Here is a 19,740-nt window from a genome sequence, read left to right as displayed (position 1 = left end):
CCTCTGTTAATGCTCACGTGCATGATTGATTGTGTAACGTGGGATTTCGACCACTAAATCATCCCCGGTGACGCGCGCCTGACAGCTTAAACGGCTCTCCGGCTCCAGCCCCCAGGCTTTATCCAGCATGTCGTCTTCTTCTTCCGTACTTTCCGGTAAAGAGTCAAAACCTTCACGTACGATGCAGTGACAGGTAGTGCAGGCACAGGATTTTTCACAGGCGTGTTCAATCTCAATGCCGTTACGCAGGGCAACGTCGAGAATAGTTTCGCCGGTCTCAGCTTCCAGAACTGCGCCATCGGGACAGAGATCCTGATGAGGCAAAATAACAATCTTTGGCATATTAAACCTCGTCCACGGAATGGCCTTTCAGCGCGCTACGGACGGATTTATCCATACGGCGAGCGGCGAATTCCTGGGTTTGTTTGTCTACGTTTTTAATGGCTTGTTCGATAGCGTCAACATCGTCGCCCTGTGCAACCTCGCTCAAATGCGCGGCGGCGGCGTCGATAGCCTGACGTTCTGCGGCGCTTAACAGCGCGGCATCAGCAGCGAGCGCACCGGATAAACTTTCCAGCACACGTGCCGCTTCGACTTTTTGTTCTGCCAACATGCGGGCTTTGACATCCTGCTCGGCAAAACTCATCGAATCCTGAATCATTGAGGCGATTTCACCGTCGGTCAATCCGTAGGATGGTTTGACCTGGATGGAGGATTCCACGCCAGTGGATTTCTCCATGGCGGTCACGCTTAGCAGTCCGTCCGCATCGACCTGGAAGGTGACGCGGATATGCGCGCCGCCTGCTGGCAGCGCCGGAATACCACGCAGCGCAAAACGCGCCAGTGAACGGCAGTCCTGCACCAGCTCACGCTCGCCCTGCATCACGTGGATGGACATCGCGGTTTGACCGTCTTTAAAGGTGGTGAAATCCTGTGCGCGCGCCACCGGAATAGTGGTGTTACGCGGGATCACTTTTTCCACCAGACCGCCCATGGTTTCAAGCCCCAGGGACAGTGGGATAACGTCCAGCAACAGCATTTCGCTGTCTGGTTTATTCCCGACCAGAATATCAGCCTGGATTGCCGCGCCGATGGCGACCACTTTATCCGGATCAATAGAAGTCAGCGGCGTACGGCCAAAGAATTCACCCACGCGCTCACGCACCAGCGGTACGCGCGTTGAACCACCGACCATCACAACTTCCAGTACGTCCTGCGCCTCAACGCCGGCATCTTTCAGTGCGCGACGGCAGGCCAGCAGCGTGCGCTTAACCAGTGCGGAAATCAGTTCATTAAAGGTTTCGCGGGTGATTTCACCCTGCCAACCCGCCACGTTGACCGTCACGGACCCGGCGTCGCTGAGCGCAATTTTAGCGGCAATGGCGGCATCCAGCAGTTCACGCTGCACGCGATTATCGCTGCGATCGGCAACGCCCGCCTGCTCGCGAATGTAATCAGCCAGCAGGTGGTCGAAGTCGTCGCCGCCGAGCGCGGAATCACCACCGGTCGCCAGTACTTCGAACACGCCACGGCTCAGACGCAGAATAGAAATATCAAAAGTACCGCCACCGAGGTCATAAACGGCAATCACACCTTCCTGACCGGAATCCAGGCCATAGGCGATTGCCGCAGCTGTCGGTTCGTTCAACAGGCGCAGCACGTGCAAGCCAGCCAGGCGCGCGGCGTCTTTCGTCCCCTGACGCTGAGCATCATCAAAGTAAGCCGGAACAGTGATCACCACGCCATCCAGTTCGCCGGACAGCGCTTCGGTCGCCCGCGCGGCCAGCGCTTTCAGTATGTCGGCTGAGACGCGTACCGGATTGAGCAAACCGGCAGCGGTTTCGATCATCGGCAAGCCGTTTTCGCTCGCCTGGAACGAATAAGGTAGATGCGGGTAGCGCGCCTGGATATCCGCCAGCGAGCGGCCCATCATACGTTTTACCGAGCTAACAGTGTTTGCCGTATCAAGCGCAGCGTTGGCACGAGCATCGTAACCAACCGAATACCCCTGCTGCTGATAGTGAACCACTGACGGCAACAGGTGGCGACCTTCGTGGTCAGCCAGCGTTTCGGCCTGGCCGCTGCGTACGGTCGCGACCAGAGAGTTGGTGGTGCCTAAGTCGATGCCTGCCGCCAGACGACGCTGGTGTGGCGCAGCGCTCAGACCAGGCTCACTAATTTGTAATAAGGCCATTTTCGCTTCCGAAATTAAAAATCGAGCAGTTTTTCTTCGAGTTGTTCTGCACTGCTTCGCAGTTTATCGAGAAAACGCAGTTTACGCACGGTATCTGCCGCCACGTCCCACACCTCGCTATCCAGCTGTTCCACCATCAGTTGATGACGAACGGTGTACATGTCATTGATGCGTTTCATCAATACATCCAGACGTTCACTGTCTTTTGCCTGTTCAATTTCATCCAGCTCTTCGCGCAGTTCGAGCTGCTCCATCAGGAACGCGGTATCACGCACCGTATGCTGCTCGCTTTGGATATCAAAGCCGTGTAAAGACAGTAAATATTCGGCGCGCATCAAGGGATGGCGCAGCGTTTGCCAGGCCTGGTTGATAGTGGCGGACTGCGAAACAGCAGCGAGTTGTTCCGCCTGGGAACCGCTGGCGAATTTATCAGGATGATACTGACGTTGTAGATCCTGAAAACGTAGGCTCAGCGCCTGAGTATCGAGCTGATAACGGGCCGGTAAGCCAAAGAGGGTGAAGTAGTCCATAACATTCTCAGGGCATCGATTCTCTGTTGTTCGATGTGGCAAAACCAGAGAGTCAGGTAAAACAAACCCCACGCGCAGGCGACCACGGTGGGGTTATCGGTAAGCGCGTTACACGTGGAAGCTTTCGCCGCACCCACATTCGTCTTTCACGTTCGGGTTGGTGAACTTAAACCCTTCGTTCAGACCTTCTTTGACGAAGTCTAACTGCGTACCGTCGAGGAATTGCAGGCTCTTGCCGTCGACCACAACTTTAACGCCTTTGTCTTCAAACACGGTATCTTCAGCCGCCGGCTCGTCAACAAATTCCAGTACATAGGCCATACCTGAGCAGCCGGAGGTTCTCACGCCCAGACGCAGACCAAACCCTTTACCGCGGTTTGCCAGGAAGGTATTTACACGCGCTGCTGCACTGTCGCTTAAGGTAATCGACATAATAAAACCTCAACTCTTAATTATTTTGCTTCACGTTTGCTTTTGTAATCCGCAATCGCGGCTTTGATCGCGTCTTCAGCCAGAATAGAACAGTGAATTTTCACTGGTGGCAGTTCAAGCTCGTCAGCGATATCGGTATTTTTAATCGCCTGTGCTTCGTCCAGTGATTTCCCTTTCACCCATTCGGTGACCAGAGAACTGGAGGCAATCGCGGAACCGCAGCCATAAGTCTTGAAACGCGCGTCTTCAATGATACCCTCATTGTTGACTTTGATCTGCAACTTCATCACGTCGCCACAAGCAGGTGCACCCACCATGCCGCTGCCCACGTTCTCGTCGCTATTGTCAAAAGAGCCCACGTTACGTGGATTCTCGTAATGATCGATTACTTTTTCGCTGTAAGCCATGATGAATTCTCCTTATCTACCGATTAGTGATGTGACCATTCAATGCTGTTCAGGTCCACGCCCTGTTTGAACATTTCCCACAGCGGAGAAAGGTCACGCAGACGGCCGATGGAGTTGCGAACCAGATTGATGGTGTAGTCAATCTCTTCTTCGGTAGTAAAACGACCTAAAGAGAAACGGATTGAGCTGTGTGCCAGCTCGTCAGTCATACCCAGCGCGCGCAGCACGTAGGATGGTTCCAGACTTGCAGAAGTACAAGCAGAACCGGAGGATACAGCCAGATCTTTCAGCGCCATAATCAACGACTCACCTTCAACAAAGTTGAAGCTGACGTTGAGAATGTTCGGAGCGCCATGCTCGAGATCACCGTTGAGGTACACCTCTTCCATATCTTTAACGCCGTTCCACAGACGGTTACGCAGACCGCGCAGACGCGCCATCTCGGTTTCCATCTCTTCTTTCGCGATACGGTAAGCTTCGCCCATACCGACGATCTGGTGAACAGGCAGAGTACCGGAACGCATGCCGCGCTCGTGACCACCACCGTGCATCTGTGCTTCGATACGGATACGCGGTTTACGACGAACGTACAGCGCACCAATACCTTTCGGGCCATAAATTTTGTGGCCGGAGAAGGACATCAGATCCACTTTCAACTGGCTCAGATCGATAGGCAGTTTGCCCACACTCTGAGTTGCGTCAACGTGGTAGATGATACCGCGCGCACGGCACATTTCGCCGATAGTCGCGATATCCTGTACCACACCGATTTCGTTGTTCACGTGCATGATAGAAACCAGAATGGTGTCATCACGCATCGCCGCTTCAAGCTCTTTCAGATCGATGATGCCGTTGCGCTGTGGGGCGAGGTAAGTCACTTCAAACCCTTCACGCTCCAGTTGACGACAGGTGTCCAGCACGGCTTTGTGTTCCGTTTTGCTGGTGATGATGTGCTTGCCTTTTTTCTGATAAAAGTTGGCAGCACCTTTAATCGCCAGGTTGTCGGATTCAGTCGCACCAGAGGTAAAGACGATTTCACGCGGATCGGCACCGACCAGATCAGCAATCTGATTACGGGCGATATCTACCGCTTCTTCTGCTTGCCAGCCGAAACGGTGTGAACGAGAGGCCGGGTTACCAAAGGTTCCGTCCAGGGTCAAAAACTGCATCATTTTCTCGGCAACACGCGGGTCCACCGGCGTGGTTGCGGAGTAATCGAGATAGATCGGTAATTTCATTGCTCTATAAACTCCGTACATCGCTTCAATGCAAGGAATCAGGCAACCGGCTGGATGTACGACCGAGTTAACGGGGTGTGCAACACCCCGGCCTGATTCTGAAATACTATTATTAAGCGCGTAACTTAACGTCGATCGCGTCTTGTGCACGGTTAGTGCGTGGAGCGTCATGCGTGTGCTGGCGACCAGACACATCCAGTACTTCCTGGTTATTCACCAGTTCACCTAAGGTTATGTTGTTGAGGAAACCGGTCAGACGGTCACTCAAATCACGCCACAGCGCATGTGTCAGGCACTTATCACCACCCTGACAACCACCTTTGCCCTGGCAACGAGTGGCGTCAACCGACTCGTCAACAGCGCTGATTACTTCACCTACTGCGATGCTACCTGCATCTTTACCCAGCAGATACCCGCCTCCTGGTCCACGTACGCTGGAAACCAGACCGTTTTTACGCAAACGGGAGAACAGCTGCTCCAGATATGACAGGGAAATTCCCTGACGTTCAGAAATATCAGCCAACGGTACCGGGCCCGTTTCGGAGTTGAGCGCAACGTCCAACATTGCGGTCACGGCATAACGCCCTTTTGATGTCAGTCTCATGTCTTACTTAGCCTCAAACTCGCCCCTGCCCGGGGTTTTTTATTGTAAAATGGGGGTATTGCATAGCAGGGGCAAGTCTGACATTCCCGACTAAATCAGTCAACTATTTACTTGACTAATTTAGTCAAGTATTTAACTTTCAGTGCGCTATTCTTAGCGCCGGATAAGCGCAGCGCCATCCGGCATTAAAGCGGTCTATTTTCCTTTATTCTGCTGCTCAATAGATGCAAGCATTCCACGCAGAATATTCAGCTCCTGGCTCTCCGGGCGCGCACGGGTAAACAGACGGCGCAGTTTATTCATTACCTGCCCCGGATGGTTCTCACGAATAAAGCCCGTCGACAACAGCGTCTGTTCCAGATGACCGTAAAAACGTTCTAAATCATCCACCAACGGATACTGAGTTTCTTCATAGTCCGCAGCCTTACCGCTTTCCTGCGTTGCCAGCCAGGCCATGCGCACTTCATAAGAAATGACCTGCACTGCCATCGCCAGATTAAGCGAACTGTATTCCGGGTTAGCAGCAATGGCGACGTGATAATGACATTTCTGCAGTTCGTCGTTGGTCAACCCAACGCGCTCACGACCAAAGACCAGCGCCACAGGAGTATTCGCCGCTTCAGCGACGCTTTTTAATCCGCATTCGCGTGGGTCAAGCATCGGCCACGGTAATGTACGCGAACGCGCACTGGTACCGACAACCAGACTGCAACCGGCCAGCGCTTCATCAAGCGTGTCAACGATTTGCGCATTGCCAATCACATCACTGGCACCAGCCGCCAGGGCGATGGCCTGGGAGTCCGGTTTTACCAGTGGATTTACCAGCCACAGATTGGTTAAACCCATGGTTTTCATGGCACGGGCGACAGAACCCATATTGCCAGTGTGAGAAGTCTCCACCAGCACAATTCGAATATTTTGCAGCATTGTATTTCTTCAGCTTAAGATTATTCGGCCATATTATCATAAAACGAAGACATATTCCGAACTCGCTGCTATACTCTGCGCCGTTTTCCCGTTCTTTAACATCCAGTGAGAGAGACCGATGCATCCGATGCTGACCATCGCCGTGCGCGCAGCGCGCAAGGCGGGTAATGTAATTGCCAAACACTACGAAACGCCTGACTCTGTAGAAACCAGCCAGAAAGGCAGCAATGATTTCGTGACTAACGTCGATAAAGCCGCAGAAGCGATTATTATCGAAACGATCCGCAAATCTTACCCACAGCACACCATCATCACCGAAGAAAGCGGTGAACATGTTGGTGAAGATCTGGATGTTCAATGGGTTATCGATCCACTGGATGGCACTACCAACTTCGTAAAACGTCTGCCGCACTTCGCGGTATCCATCGCAGTACGCATCAAAGGCCGAACTGAAGTCGCTGTTGTTTACGATCCAATGCGTAACGAACTCTTCACCGCAACTCGCGGCCAGGGCGCACAGCTGAATGGTTACCGTCTGCGTGGTAGCACCGCTCGCGATCTGGACGGCACTATCATCGCTACTGGTTTCCCGTTTAAAGCGAAGCAACACGCCGCCTCTTACATGAAGATCCTTGGCAAAATGTTTACCGAGTGCGCTGACTTCCGTCGCACCGGCTCTGCTGCGCTGGATCTGGCCTATGTTGCCGCCGCTCGTGTTGACGGTTACTTCGAAATCGGCCTTAAGCCGTGGGATTTTGCCGCAGGTGAACTGATTGCTCGTGAAGCAGGCGCACTGGTGTGCGACTTCACCGGTGGTCATAACTACATGTCAACCGGCAACATCGTTGCAGGCAATCCGCGCGTCGTTAAAGCTATGCTGGCGAACATGCGTGACGAACTGAGTGATGCGCTGAAGCGTTAATCTCAGCAGTGCCCGGTGGCGTTACCGCCTGCCGGGCCTGAAAACTATCCGGCACTTTTCAAAACGGTCTTAATCCCCTGCCAACCGGTACTGCACTTACCCACATCACCACGGCAGCAACAATCAACACCGCCCCCCCGGCTAATGCCAGCGTGCTCCAGCCGACCTGACGCCATAACACCGGTGCCTTATTTCTACTGAGCCTCACCGCCAGCGTACGGAAAAAGTGTACCAGTAATGCCAGAGAAGAAATGGTAAGGGATGTTCCCGCCGCCATTGCCAACGCCGATGCCATTCCCCAGCTAAATACACCAACCACTTTACTGAACAGCAACACCATAATCGCCCCGGAACACGGGCGCATACCCATTGAGAGAATAATCATCATCCGGGCGCGCCAGTCATCACCGCTCTGTATCTGTTCAGGGTCAGGTAAATGCTGATGCCCACAACCACAACCGTCGTGATGTACATGATGGGCCGTGAAGGAGGTAAATTTGGGGCGACGCAACAGCTTGCTTAATTTTTTCAGCGCCCGCCAGCACAGCAAAACGCCCAGTATGCCCACCAGCGCATAACTCCCCTTTTCCAGCCAGAAACTGCTCATGTGTAGCTGTCGAGCCGGCAATTGCAGAACTGTCAGCACCGCAACCACCAGCCCAATCGCTACCAGCCCCTGTAATAAGGAAGAGGCGAGCGTCAGTCCGATACTCGATTTAAGCTTAGAAGGGTGCGTCGCCAACCAGGTGGTGATGACGATTTTTCCATGCCCCGGCCCCAGCGCGTGCAATACTCCATAAACAAAACTAAACAACAGCAACGAACCACCTGCCTGGGTGGGGCTGGCGGCGACGGCTTTAAGCAAGCCACTCATTTGCTGATTGACCTCACGCTGCCAGAGAATACTTTTCACCATGACCTGCGGCCAGGCATGCCATAACCACAGCCCACCGCCTGTCGCCAGCAGCCAAAACACGACCAGCGGCCACAGTGTCAGCCAGCGGCGGCCGGATATGCGTTGTTGCCAGATTACTGACATTCCACCGTTACCTTCTGTGCAAACTGTTTACCCAAATCCATATCCTCCGGCGGCGCATCTTCTTTATCCAGCGACTGCGCAAAACTCAGCGTTTCTTCATCAGGCGTTGGCGTGTGCACGCTAATCCGGCATTGCTTGCTTATGGCCGGCGCCAGGGTGGCATCGCTGTCTTTGTCATAGCTCATATCCACGTAATAGGTTGGATCAAACGTGGATATGACATAGGTCTGTCCACCCAGCGGCTGCGGTTCGGCCAGCGGCAAAACAAACGTCAGCACCGCCTGGTGTTCCTTACGCTCCATGCCATATTCTGTCGGGCGATTTTTAAATTTTACCTTTTGCCCGGCATGCCACACTTCGGTGAAGTAGTGTTGTCCGAGTACATTCGCCATCACTTCTGCCGCCAGTTTTTTCCACACTTCATCTCCCGGTTTGGCATTGCCCGCGTCATATAGCAGGTCGGCCGAGGTGATTTCGTCCATTGTCCAGCGCATTTTCAACGCCACAAACTGGTTATTTTCGCTGACTATCTCGGTTTTCAGATGAATAAAGCTATGCGGATGCGCGCCAGCACTAAAGGACAGAACAGCGAGAAGCAACGTTATGGCAATATGTTTAACGCGTTGCATGAGTTCTCCACGATAAAAATACAGGCCGCCACAATCGCAATGATGACGTCTTTGGCGAAAGTGTGGTGAGCATACCATTGAACGGAAGAATATTTAGCCCCTCTTTGTGGTCTCGATTCAGTTCTCAATTTTGAAATTTTGTTTCCCGACGATAAAGGCAAAAATGCTTCCATGAGGCACTAGCTTAAGGAAAATGATAATCAATTGTTAATTAATGGTTTCTCTTTAATTGTTTATTAACAAATAATTGAAGTGCATGAATGCTCAACCATTCATATTTAACCAAAATTTAACCATTATTTATCTAAAAAATCACAAAAACGGGCACAGATCACATTTACCAAACTTATGATTCATTCCCTCTTCCATTCGTTGTTAACTTCACGCCGTGACATGCCCTGCCCCCTACTAAAGGTACAACTATGAAATTCAAACTCGCATTACTCAGTGCAACCCTGGTTTCTGCATGCATGTTGTCCGGTACGTCCTTTGCGGCGGAAAAATATGAGATTGCTGTGGTTGCTAAAGTCACCGGTATTCCATGGTTTAACCGCATGGAAACTGGCGTCAATGAAGCAGCAAAAAAATTGGATGTAAATGCTTACCAGACCGGTCCTTCTACGCCGGATCCGGCTCAACAAGTAAAAGTGATTGAAGATCTGATCGCCAAAAACGTCAACGCGATAATCGTAGTGCCGAATGACGCCAAGGTCCTTGAGCCTGTCCTGAAAAAAGCTCGCGAGAAAGGCATTGTCGTTCTGACCCACGAATCCCCGGACGAGCAAATTGGTCAGTGGGATATCGAAACCATCGACAGTGAAAAATACGCACAGGCCAACGTCGATGAGCTGGCAAAAAATATGGGCGGCAAAGGCGGTTATGCCATCTATGTAGGCTCGCTGACGGTGCCGCTGCATAACGCATGGGCTGACTACGCGATTAAATATCAGAAAGAAAAATACCCTGAGATGTTTGAAGTCACTTCGCGCCTGCCAGTAGCGGAGAGTATCGATAAATCCTACTCCACTACGCTGGATCTGATGAAAACCTATCCGCAGATGAAAGGCATCATTGGTTTCGGCTCACTGGGTCCTATCGGAGCAGGTCAGGCCGTTCAGAAAAAACGTGCTAAAGACAAGATTGCCGTTGTTGGTATCGCCATGCCAGCACAGGCTGCACCTTACCTGATGCGCGGCGATATCAAAAAAGCGCTGCTGTGGGATCCGAAAGACGCTGGCTACGCACTGGTCACGGTTGCAGATCAACTGTTGCAGGGTAAAGAAGTCAACGCCGATCTGAGTATCGATAGTTTAGGGAAAGCCGATGTCGACATGGAGAAAAAAGTGATCCGCTTTAACAAGATCCTCGAAGTCACCAAAGATAACGCACAATCACTCGGTTTCTAAGGCCTTAGCCAACACCAGGGAACCTCACGCCGACCGCCTGGTCGGCGTTATCCACAAAACTAACACTCAGCGTCCAGCAGGACGCTCGCAGGGGTATTGTCCATGACAGACACCACCGCATTTATCACTCTTGAGAATATCAGCAAACAATTCCCGGGCGTGCTGGCGCTGGATAACGTGAATCTGACGCTGAAAAAAGGCGAAGTTCACTGTCTGGCAGGTCAGAACGGCTGTGGCAAAAGTACCATTATTAAAGTGATCTCCGGGGTTTATCATCCTGAAAAAGGTGCGCAGATTTTACTCGACGGCAAATTGTTCCACCACCTGACGCCACAGCTGTCTTCACATTACGGCATTCAGGTTATTTATCAGGACCTGTCGTTATTTCCAAATTTTAGCGTCGCGGAAAATATTGCGGTCAACCGCTACCTGCCGGGTGGTGATATCTGGGTGCGTCGCGGGTCCATGAAGCAACAGGCTCTGGCCGCAATGAAGCGTATCGGTGTGACCATCGATCCTGATAAAAAAGTCGAAAAACTCTCTATTGCCGATCGCCAGTTAGTGGCTATTTGTCGGGCAATTGCTGCCGACGCCCGTCTGGTGATCATGGATGAACCAACCGCCTCCCTGACCCGCCAGGAAGTGAATGGTCTGCTGCGGGTAGTCAACGAATTAAAAGCAGCCGGGATCTGCGTTGTCTTTGTCAGCCATCGCCTTGATGAAGTGATGGAAGTCGCAGACCGTATCAGCGTAATGCGCGACGGTAAGCTGGTGGGGACTTTCCCTGCCAGTGAACTTGACAGTCACGAACTGGCCTTCCTGATGACCGGACAGCGCTTCCACTACAGCCCGTTGCCAGAGAAACCGCCCGTCGAACAGGAACCGTTACTGGAACTGCGCGATCTCAGTCGTAGAGGAAAATACCAAAATATCAATCTGTCTCTGCGTAGCGGTGAGATTGTTTCCATTGTCGGCCTGCTGGGAGCCGGGAGAACCGAGCTATGCCTGAGCCTGTTCGGCATGACGCATCCTGAAAGCGGTGAGATCCGTATTAACGGTCAGCCGGTTCAGCTTCGCAATAACCACGACGCTATTAAACACGGGATCGGCTATGTCTCGGAAGATCGCCTGACGCAAGGGCTGATCATGGAGCAGTCGATCTACGACAACACCATCGTCACCGTATTTGACCAACTGCACACTCGCAGCGGTCTGCTCGATCATCGCAAAGCGCAGAAGCTGGTCTCTGATTTGATCCGCGAGCTGAACATTAAAGTCTCCGATCCGCATCTGCCAGTGAAAACACTTTCCGGCGGCAATGCCCAGCGCATTGCCATTGCCAAATGGGTGGCGACTAATCCGCGCATCCTGATCCTTGACTCACCAACCGTTGGCGTGGACATCGCTAACAAAGAGGGCATTTACCAGATCGCCCGCGATCTGGCCGAACAGGGAATGGCTGTGCTAATGATTTGCGATGAAATTCCGGAAGCGTATTACAACAGCCACCGCGTGCTGGTGATGCGCCGCGGCAAGCTGGTGGCGGAATTTAATCCTCATCACTGTAGTGAAGAGGAGATTGCTGAAGTGGTTGAGGTAATCAATGAATAGTATGCGTATCTCCCGTTTGATCGGGCAACATGAGTTCTGGCTGGGGCTGCTGGTGGTTGCCCTTGCCGTCGGACTGAGCGTCAGCACCGATGAGTTCCTGTCACTGGGGAACCTGACGGACGTCGCCACCAGCTACGCCATTCTCGGCATCCTTGCCTGTGGGCTGTTTGTGGTACTGATTTCCGGCGGAATCGATATTTCATTCCCTGCTATGACCGCCATTGCCCAATACGCGATGGCCAGTTGGGTTATCGGCCACGGCGGCAACTTCGCACTGGCGCTGGTTATCGCGATTGCTGTCGGTCTACTGCTCGGGCTTATCAACGGTTTTCTGGTCTACTGGCTGCGTGTTCCGGCGATCATCATTACCATTGCCACGCTGAACGTCTACTACGGTCTGCTGGTTTACACAACGAAGGGCACCTGGCTGTACGGTTTTCCAGACTGGTTTATGAACGGTATCAACTGGTTCTCGTTCACTGCTGCGGACGGCTACGACTACGGCCTTACTCTTCCCTTGTTGTGTCTGGCAGCAGTGATTATTTTTACTGCCGTGCTAATGAACTATACCCGCCTCGGTCGCCAGGTTTACGCCATGGGCGGCAACCGCGACGCGGCTTCACGCCTGGGGCTGAACCTACTGAAGCTGCATTTCTACGTGTATGGCTATATGGGTATTCTCGCAGGCATCGCCGCAGTGGTTCAGGCACAAATCACTCAATCGGTCGCTCCCAATTCACTGCTCGGCTTTGAGCTAACCGTTCTGGCGGCGGTCGTTCTCGGCGGAACCAGCATGAGCGGCGGGCGCGGTACGCTGACGGGAACTCTGCTCGGCGTTGTCCTGTTGGCTTTCTTACAAAATGGCCTGACGCTGCTGAGCGTCTCCTCTTACTGGCACACTGTTTTCAGCGGCGCCATTATCCTGGTCAGTATTAGCGCCACGGCCTGGAACGAAAAACGCAAACTGGCAAAGGAGCTTTGAGATGAAAACATTCGCCAGATTTTTACCCAGTGATGCCATCATTCGCCTGCAATGCGTCATTATTGTGGTCGTGGCGCTGGTTTTCTCGGCCCTGCTGGGTAGCCGCTTTTTCAGCGTCGCTAACTTCCAGTCTATTGGCTCACAATTACCGATCCTCGGGATGCTGGCGCTCGGGATGGGCATGACCATGCTGACTGGGGGCATTAACCTGTCGATTATTGCCGGTGCTAACGCCTGCTCGCTGGTAATGGCTGCGGTGATTGTCACCCACCCGGATAATCCAATATTTCTGGTTCTCGCTCTGCTGGCGGGCGCCGCGGTAGCAGTTGCCATTGGCACACTGAACGGCGCGCTGATCGCCTGGGTGGGCGTTTCACCGATTCTCGCCACCCTCGGCACGATGACGCTTATCTCAGGGCTGAATATTCTGCTCTCCAACGGGACGGTGATCTCCGGATTCCCGCCGGTCATTCAATATCTCGGTAATGCCACCATTGCCGGTATCCCCGTGGCGCTATTGCTCTTTTTCCTGGTTGCCATATTGCTGTGGGTACTGCTGGAGCACACCACGCTGGGACGCAGCCTGTATCTTGTCGGCTCCAATGAACAGGCTACCCGCTACAGCGGTGTGAATACCGTTCGCGTACAAATTTCCGTGTATGTCATATCTGCTCTGCTCGGCTGGGTAGCGGCCATTCTGATGATGGCGAAATTCAACTCGGCAAAAGCCGGATACGGTGAATCATACCTGCTGGTAACCATCCTCGCCTCCGTGCTTGGCGGTATCAATCCGGATGGTGGCTTTGGGCGCATTATCGGCCTGGTGCTGGCGCTCATTGTGCTGCAAATGCTGGAAAGCGGCCTTAACTTGCTGGGGATCAGTAGCTATCTGACGATGGCTCTCTGGGGCGCAGTACTGATCCTCTTTATCGCATTACAGAATCGTAAAGCCTGATTTCAGGAGAAAAAATTATGGCAAGTTACTTTATTGGTGTGGATGTCGGAACCGGAAGCGCCCGCGCAGGGGTATTTGATCTCAACGGCAGGATGGTCGGGCAGGCCAGTCGGGCCATTGAGATCTACCGTCCGCAAGCTGATTTCGTTGAGCAGTCCTCTGATAATATCTGGCAGGCTGTGTGTAACGCGGTTCGCGACGCGATTAACCAGTCAGATATAAACCCTATCCAGGTTAAAGGTCTGGGTTTCGACGCTACCTGTTCACTGGTGGTTCTGGATAAAGAAGGTAAGCCGCTGACTATCAGCCCTTCCGGGCGCAGCGAGCAGAACATTATTGTGTGGATGGATCACCGGGCCATTACCCAGGCCGAGCGTATTAACGCCCTGCACCATCGGGTGCTGGACTACGTCGGAGGAATTATTTCTCCGGAAATGCAGACCCCGAAACTGCTATGGCTGAAACAGCATATGCCCAACACCTGGGCAAACGCGGGTTACTATTTTGATCTGCCTGATTTCCTGACCTGGCGCGCCACCGGAGATGACACGCGCTCACTGTGTTCAACCGTGTGCAAATGGACCTACATGGGCCATGAAGACAAATGGGACGCCAGCTATTTCCGCCAGATTGGGCTGGAAGACCTGCTGGAGCACGATGCCGCCAAAATTGGTCGTTACGTGAAAACCATGGGCGAACCGCTCGGGCACGGGCTGTCAGCACGTGCCGCCAGCGAACTGGGTCTGATCCCGGGGACTGCGGTCAGCGTATCAATTATCGATGCGCACGCTGGTACGCTCGGCACGCTTGGGGCCTGCGGCGTTTCTGGAGAAGTGGCTGATTTTGACCGCCGCGTTGCGCTAATTGGCGGCACATCTACCGGGCATATGGCGATTTCCAAAGAGCCGCGTTTTATCGGCGGCGTCTGGGGGCCTTACTACTCTGCTGTGCTGCCGGAATACTGGCTCAACGAAGGCGGGCAGTCTGCAACAGGAGCGTTAATCGACCACGTCATTCAGTCGCACCCATGCTACGAAACGCTGCTGGCACAGGCAAAATCTCAGGGACAGACTATTTACGAAGTACTGAATTCATTGCTACGTAAAATGGCTGGCGAACCGGAGGACATCGCGTTCCTGACCCGTGATATGCATATTCTTCCCTATTTCCACGGCAACCGCTCACCGCGCGCGAACCCGACACTCACCGGCGCTATCACCGGGCTGAAGCTGTCCCGCACGCCCGAGGATATGGCGTTGCAGTATCTGGCAACCATCCAGTCCATTGCCCTGGGAACGCGTCATATTATCGAAACGATGAATCAAAGCGGTTACAACATCGATACGATTATGGCCAGTGGCGGCGGCACGAAAAACCCAATCTTTGTTCAGGAACATGCCAATGCCACCGGCTGCGCCATGCTGCTGCCGGAAGAGAGCGAAGCCATGCTGCTGGGCAGCGCAATGATGGGAACTATCGCGGCAGGGGTATTCGAAACTTTCCCGGAAGCAATGTCTGCAATGAGCCGCATTGGTAAAACAGTCACGCCACAGACCAACCGGATTAAGCAGTACTATGACCGTAAATATCGCGTCTTCCACGAGATGTATCAGGATCATATGAAATACCGCAAGCTGATGCAGGAGGACGCATGAGTGATTCATGGTCTCAGGCCACCCACGTGTGGCATCTCTACAGCGATGCCCTCGCAGGTCTTCAACACCATATGAATGAACAGGTCTGGCAAGCTCTGCTGACAGAATTGCGCAGTTGCAAAGGTAAAATAGTGGTAACCGGCGTGGGTACTTCTGGCATTGCGGCGCGCAAAGTGGCGCATATGCTTGCCTGCGTTGAGCGTGCGGCGATATACCTCAATGCCACCGATGCAGCTCATGGCGACCTGGGTTTTTTGGATACTGACGATCTGGTCATTATGCTGTCGCGCGGAGGCAACTCCGATGAACTCACCCGACTGCTGCCTGGGCTGGCAGCGAGAAAGGTACCGATTCTGAGCGTAACTGAAAACGCGAGTTCAGCCATCGCCAGCGCTTCCAGACTGGTGATATCCACGGGCGTGCAGCGCGAGGCCGATCCGCTGAATATGCTGGCAACCACATCTATTATTTTGGTTCTGGCTATCTTTGATGCCGCCTGTGCCTGTCTGATGAGCGAGAGTGGATACTCAAAAGAAACCCTGCTGGCGGTGCATCCAGGCGGTGATGTAGGATTAACGCTAAGTCAGAAGCAGAAAGTCTAAACCGCGCATTTCCGCTCACTTTTCCAACCCCGTCACCCGCTGGCGGGGTTTTTGTTGTTTAAACAAAGATAAAACAGCGAAAAAACAGGTTAACGCGCTGCGTTTAACTACGACCTTCTGTTCCTTACGTTAAAAATTCTGTGACGTCTCCCAGCATTCCTGGCGGAAAGGATTCCATTCTCCATTTCTATCAGCAAACTTTAGCTATTCTTATCAAAAATACTTTCGGGAGACCTTACAGATGATGTCAACGCTTGCCCCGCCATCTGTACTTTCTGCTCCCCAACGTCGCTGCCAGATGTTGCTGACGCTTTTTCTGCCGGGACAAAGCGCCACCGCGCAGACCTTCAGCAGTCTCAATGGCGTCGATGACAATATTGTCCGCGAGGATATCATTGGCGCGGGCCTCGAAATCCAGCGCTATCACCGGCTCGCGATTACCTCGACTCAAAACGGTCGCTATCAAATCGAAGGGACCCCGCTGAATCAACGCCTGTGCCTGTTACATTGGCTTCGACGTGGACTGCGCCTGTGTCCGACGTTTATCAACCAACAATTTACACCAGCATTAAAAATGGAGCTGAAACAACAGGGTATCGCACGCCAGTTGTATGACGATACTAATTTGCAGGCGCTCATCAACCTCTGTTCCCGGCGGTTGCAGAAACCATTTGAGTGTCGTGATATCCAGTTCCTGCGGCTTTTTTTGCAGTATTGCCTGCTGCAACACCATACAGGGATCACCCCGGAGTTTAATCCGGTACAGCAGGTCTGGGCGCAATCTTGCGCCGAGTATCCGCTCGCCGAAGAAATTGGCCGTCACTGGCAACGCCACGTAATGCAGACTGCCCCCCTGGGCGAGTCGCTGTTCATGGCGCTGCTATTTTCGATGATCCGTATTCCTGACCCTATTCGTGATAACCATCAGCAGGACCGCCGTCTGCGTCTGGCCATCGCCCGGCTGGTACTGCGTTTTCGCGAGTATGGCAACGTTCGCTTCAGCGACGAGCAAGGACTGAACGACCAGTTGTATATACACCTTGCTCAGGCGCTTAACCGAAGCTTATTTGCCATCGGTATTGATAACACCCTGCCGGAAGAGTTCAGCCGGCTTTATCCCCGGCTGGTGCGCACCACACGCGAGGCATTAAACGGGTTCGAAGCGGAATACGATGTGCAGTTTTCAGAGGAAGAAGCGGGGCTGGTCGCGGTGATTTTCGGCGCATGGCTGATGCAGGAGAAGGATTTACACGAGAAGCAAATTATCCTGCTGACGGGCAATAATGAACGGCTTGAGACACATATTGAACAACAACTACGTGAGCTGACCCTGCTGCCGCTGAACGTAAAACATATGCCGATGCAGGATTTTCAGAAACAGGGTTCACCGCGTGGCGTGGCGCTGATTATCACACCGTACACCACGCCGTTACCGCTGTTTTCACCGCCGTTAATTCATGCGGACCTGGCGCTTACGCCTCACCAGCAACAACAGATCCGCAAAATACTGGAATCATAACGCCGGAGATTGCGCCTGCACTTTAGGTCGCAAGACGATGGCAGGCAGAGCAACCAGCGCCATCACCCAGAATACGCCACTACCCAAATGCTGATACAGGAAGCCTGCGAACACGGTCATGATGGCGATACTCCCCCCCATCGCAATAGCAGAGTAAACCGCCTGCAGGCGAATCACTTCACTGCCCTGGCGCGCAGCAATATAACGCATGGCCGCCAGGTGGCAGACGGTAAACGTACCGCAATGCAGGATCTGCACCACAATCAGCCACGGTAATTCTGTGCTCCAACCCATCAGTCCCCAACGTACAACGCCACAAACAGCAGAAAGCAGTAGCAGATCACGAGCGCTAAAGCGGCGAAACAGCTTGTGGCTCAGTGCGAAGATAATCACTTCGGCAACCACGCCCAGCGACCATAAATAACCGACCGCCGAGGCGGAATACCCGGCGGACTGCCAATAAATTGCGCTAAAACCGTAATAGGCAGCATGTGCGCCTTGCAGCAGGCTCACACAGGCAAGAAAACGCCAACTCTGCGTGATCAGCAAACGCCAGGCAGGCCATCCGGCACTCTCCTGTTGGCGGTTTTCACCCTGCGGCTGCACGCTCGGACGAATCATCATACCCAGCAGCATTGAAGCCATCCCAAGCGTCAGCAGCACCAGGATAACCCGGTAATCAAACAGGCTCACCAGTTTACCGGTTAGCGCCGAACCAATCACAAAGGCCACCGATCCCCACAAACGTACCCGACCATAATCCATGGTGATCTGTTTTTGCCAGGTGTTAGCCAGCGCATCCGTTAGCGGCACCAGCGGTGAGAAAAACAGGTTAAACCCGACCATCACCACCATCAGCCATGCCACATGCGTACCCGCCCAAAATGCCAGAGCAAACACCAGCGTCAGCAGCGCCAGAATACGTAAAGCGGTAATCAGACGAGAGGGATCACTCACGCGCGGCGCAATCAGCAAACTACCGAGAAAACGTGCAATCAGCCCCGCGCCCAGCAGCAAACCGATGGTTTCCGGCGTCAGCCCCAAACCTTTGAGCCAGACGCTCCAGAAAGGCAGAAAAATACCGTAGCTAAAAAAGTAGGTGAAATAACCGAGCGCCAGCCAGCGCGTGGAATGCAAAGCCATGATTCCCTCCCGTTTGGTGGCGATAGTCTGGCGATAAACACGGGCTGGCGCAAGAGAGCATTAACAGGCAGATAACATGATTCTTGCCCTACTCTACGCAAATTTGCATCGAAAAATGGCACTGTTCTCCCTGGCCTAATACCCTTAACCCCGGCAGTCCCTGCATGTTGTGGGCATTCACCGGATGCGTCTGCGGCTCAAGGCAAAGGAACTCGCCACCCGACATTCTGAACAGCATCAGCCAGGGAGTTTGCGCTAAAAGCGTGACCTTCATCACATCATGTTGGATAACAGCCCGTCCGCTCCAGCCGGAATAGCCGACGTTCAGCCAATCATCTTTACCGTACTGTGGCTGAGAAAAATTGGCCTCGTCGGGCAACCTGTCCTGCCAGGCAAGCGGGAGGTGCTGTTCACCTTCAGGCCAATAACCGCTGGCCTGAAACTGGAGCTGGCTGTGTTCATCAAAGCGGAAGAAGGGATGAAAACCACAGCCGTATAGCATGGGTGAATCACCGCAATGGGTTAGAGTCACTGAGGCAACAAGTTGATTTTGCAGCAGTTGATAACGAATTTTCGCCAGATAATCAAACCCACAGTCATGCTGGCAACGCAGTTGTAGTACGCACTCATCGTCACCGTGTTCGACAATATTCCAACGCCGTAGCCAGCCATCGCCGTGCAGGAAAAACCGCGCATCAGCATGATGATGTGGCAATACGATTTCGCGCCCCTGAAAGGTAAAACGGTTACCGGCGACCCGATTAGCCAGCGGTAACATAGGAAACATCCCGCCGGACGCATTTTCATGGAGCACAGGCAGCGATAATTCGCGCGTGCGTAACCGCAACACGCGCCCACCTTGCAGATCAATATCGGCTTCCAGCGCATCATTGTGTAGATGTAATGGATTCATAATCAGCCTCCCAAAACGACGCCGGGCGATAG

Annotated in this window: 20 protein-coding genes; 8 read left to right on the top strand and 12 right to left on the bottom strand. The window is 53.1% G+C overall.

All coding sequences use genetic code 11. The features are described from left to right. Window positions 1-6 precede the first annotated feature (6 nt). The 8 genes from fdx to trmJ all read right to left on the bottom strand — a co-directional run bounded on the left by fdx (window position 7) and on the right by trmJ (window position 6,332). Window positions 7-342: an ISC system 2Fe-2S type ferredoxin gene (fdx, locus tag SK36_RS04030; protein WP_042317595.1), complete on the bottom strand. Its 336-nt coding sequence runs from the start codon at window positions 340-342 to the stop codon at window positions 7-9. Between the two features lies 1 nt (window position 343). Further along, entirely contained in the window at window positions 344-2,194 is a 1,851-nt protein-coding gene (hscA, locus tag SK36_RS04025) for a Fe-S protein assembly chaperone HscA (RefSeq protein WP_048220821.1), read from the bottom strand. A gap of 14 nt (window positions 2,195-2,208) precedes the next feature. Beyond that, window positions 2,209-2,724 (bottom strand): co-chaperone HscB, encoded by a 516-nt coding sequence (gene hscB / locus SK36_RS04020; RefSeq protein WP_048220820.1) that lies wholly within the window; start codon window positions 2,722-2,724, stop codon window positions 2,209-2,211. Between the two features lie 108 nt (window positions 2,725-2,832). Next, a complete protein-coding gene (gene iscA / locus SK36_RS04015; protein WP_003037681.1) occupies window positions 2,833-3,156 on the bottom strand; it encodes an iron-sulfur cluster assembly protein IscA in 324 nt (107 codons plus the stop codon). A gap of 20 nt (window positions 3,157-3,176) precedes the next feature. Continuing rightward, a complete protein-coding gene (gene iscU, locus SK36_RS04010) occupies window positions 3,177-3,563 on the bottom strand; it encodes a Fe-S cluster assembly scaffold IscU (RefSeq protein ID WP_002913991.1) in 387 nt (128 codons plus the stop codon). Between the two features lie 23 nt (window positions 3,564-3,586). Next, on the bottom strand, window positions 3,587-4,801 hold the full coding sequence (gene iscS, locus SK36_RS04005; RefSeq protein WP_045446170.1) for a cysteine desulfurase: 1,215 nt from the start codon (window positions 4,799-4,801) through the stop codon (window positions 3,587-3,589). A 112-nt stretch (window positions 4,802-4,913) separates the two neighbouring features. Beyond that, window positions 4,914-5,405, bottom strand: coding sequence for a Fe-S cluster assembly transcriptional regulator IscR (iscR, locus tag SK36_RS04000; RefSeq protein ID WP_003037674.1), 492 nt, complete (start codon window positions 5,403-5,405; stop codon window positions 4,914-4,916). Window positions 5,406-5,600: 195 nt separating this feature from the next. After that, entirely contained in the window at window positions 5,601-6,332 is a 732-nt protein-coding gene (gene trmJ / locus SK36_RS03995) for a tRNA (cytosine(32)/uridine(32)-2'-O)-methyltransferase TrmJ (protein WP_048220818.1), read from the bottom strand. A 118-nt stretch (window positions 6,333-6,450) separates the two neighbouring features. Here trmJ and suhB point away from each other — a divergent pair, with 118 nt between their 5' ends. Further along, a complete protein-coding gene (suhB, locus tag SK36_RS03990; protein WP_045446176.1) occupies window positions 6,451-7,254 on the top strand; it encodes an inositol-1-monophosphatase in 804 nt (267 codons plus the stop codon). 58 nt (window positions 7,255-7,312) lie between these two features. Here suhB and SK36_RS03985 read toward each other — a convergent pair whose 3' ends face one another. Beyond that, a complete protein-coding gene (locus tag SK36_RS03985) occupies window positions 7,313-8,293 on the bottom strand; it encodes a nickel/cobalt transporter (protein WP_048220817.1) in 981 nt (326 codons plus the stop codon). Further along, complete coding sequence (locus SK36_RS03980) at window positions 8,284-8,922, bottom strand: DUF1007 family protein (RefSeq protein WP_048220816.1); 639 nt, start codon at window positions 8,920-8,922, stop codon at window positions 8,284-8,286. The genes SK36_RS03985 and SK36_RS03980 overlap by 10 nt, the downstream gene beginning before the upstream one ends. A 422-nt stretch (window positions 8,923-9,344) precedes the next feature. Here SK36_RS03980 and SK36_RS03975 point away from each other — a divergent pair, with 422 nt between their 5' ends. From SK36_RS03975 to csiE, 7 genes are all read left to right on the top strand, one after another. Beyond that, window positions 9,345-10,328, top strand: a complete 984-nt coding sequence (locus SK36_RS03975) for an autoinducer 2 ABC transporter substrate-binding protein (protein WP_045446184.1) — start codon at window positions 9,345-9,347, stop codon at window positions 10,326-10,328. A 102-nt stretch (window positions 10,329-10,430) separates the two neighbouring features. Then, a complete protein-coding gene (locus SK36_RS03970) occupies window positions 10,431-11,939 on the top strand; it encodes a sugar ABC transporter ATP-binding protein (protein ID WP_045446187.1) in 1,509 nt (502 codons plus the stop codon). Next, window positions 11,932-12,921: an ABC transporter permease gene (locus tag SK36_RS03965; RefSeq protein WP_045446190.1), complete on the top strand. Its 990-nt coding sequence runs from the start codon at window positions 11,932-11,934 to the stop codon at window positions 12,919-12,921. The genes SK36_RS03970 and SK36_RS03965 overlap by 8 nt, the downstream gene beginning before the upstream one ends. 1 nt (window position 12,922) lies before the next feature. Continuing rightward, window positions 12,923-13,876 (top strand): ABC transporter permease, encoded by a 954-nt coding sequence (locus tag SK36_RS03960; RefSeq protein ID WP_048220815.1) that lies wholly within the window; start codon window positions 12,923-12,925, stop codon window positions 13,874-13,876. Between the two features lie 17 nt (window positions 13,877-13,893). Further along, a complete protein-coding gene (locus SK36_RS03955; protein ID WP_048220814.1) occupies window positions 13,894-15,531 on the top strand; it encodes an FGGY-family carbohydrate kinase in 1,638 nt (545 codons plus the stop codon). Further along, window positions 15,528-16,133, top strand: coding sequence for a KpsF/GutQ family sugar-phosphate isomerase (locus SK36_RS03950; RefSeq protein ID WP_048220813.1), 606 nt, complete (start codon window positions 15,528-15,530; stop codon window positions 16,131-16,133). The genes SK36_RS03955 and SK36_RS03950 overlap by 4 nt, the downstream gene beginning before the upstream one ends. A 241-nt stretch (window positions 16,134-16,374) precedes the next feature. Further along, complete coding sequence (csiE, locus tag SK36_RS03945) at window positions 16,375-17,652, top strand: stationary phase inducible protein CsiE (protein ID WP_045446202.1); 1,278 nt, start codon at window positions 16,375-16,377, stop codon at window positions 17,650-17,652. Here the strand turns inward: csiE and SK36_RS03940 are convergent. Both SK36_RS03940 and SK36_RS03935 read right to left on the bottom strand, forming a co-directional pair. Then, window positions 17,647-18,795, bottom strand: coding sequence for a 3-phenylpropionate MFS transporter (locus SK36_RS03940; protein WP_045446205.1), 1,149 nt, complete (start codon window positions 18,793-18,795; stop codon window positions 17,647-17,649). The genes csiE and SK36_RS03940 overlap by 6 nt on opposite strands. Before the next feature lie 88 nt (window positions 18,796-18,883). Further along, window positions 18,884-19,708, bottom strand: coding sequence for an aldose 1-epimerase (locus SK36_RS03935; RefSeq protein ID WP_048220812.1), 825 nt, complete (start codon window positions 19,706-19,708; stop codon window positions 18,884-18,886). Window positions 19,709-19,740: the final 32 nt, after the last annotated feature.

Source organism: Citrobacter sp. MGH106 (genome assembly GCF_001037495.1).
GTDB lineage: Bacteria > Pseudomonadota > Gammaproteobacteria > Enterobacterales > Enterobacteriaceae > Citrobacter > Citrobacter murliniae.
Note: the sequence above shows the minus strand (reverse complement) of the source record. Positions and strands in the feature narration are given on the sequence as shown.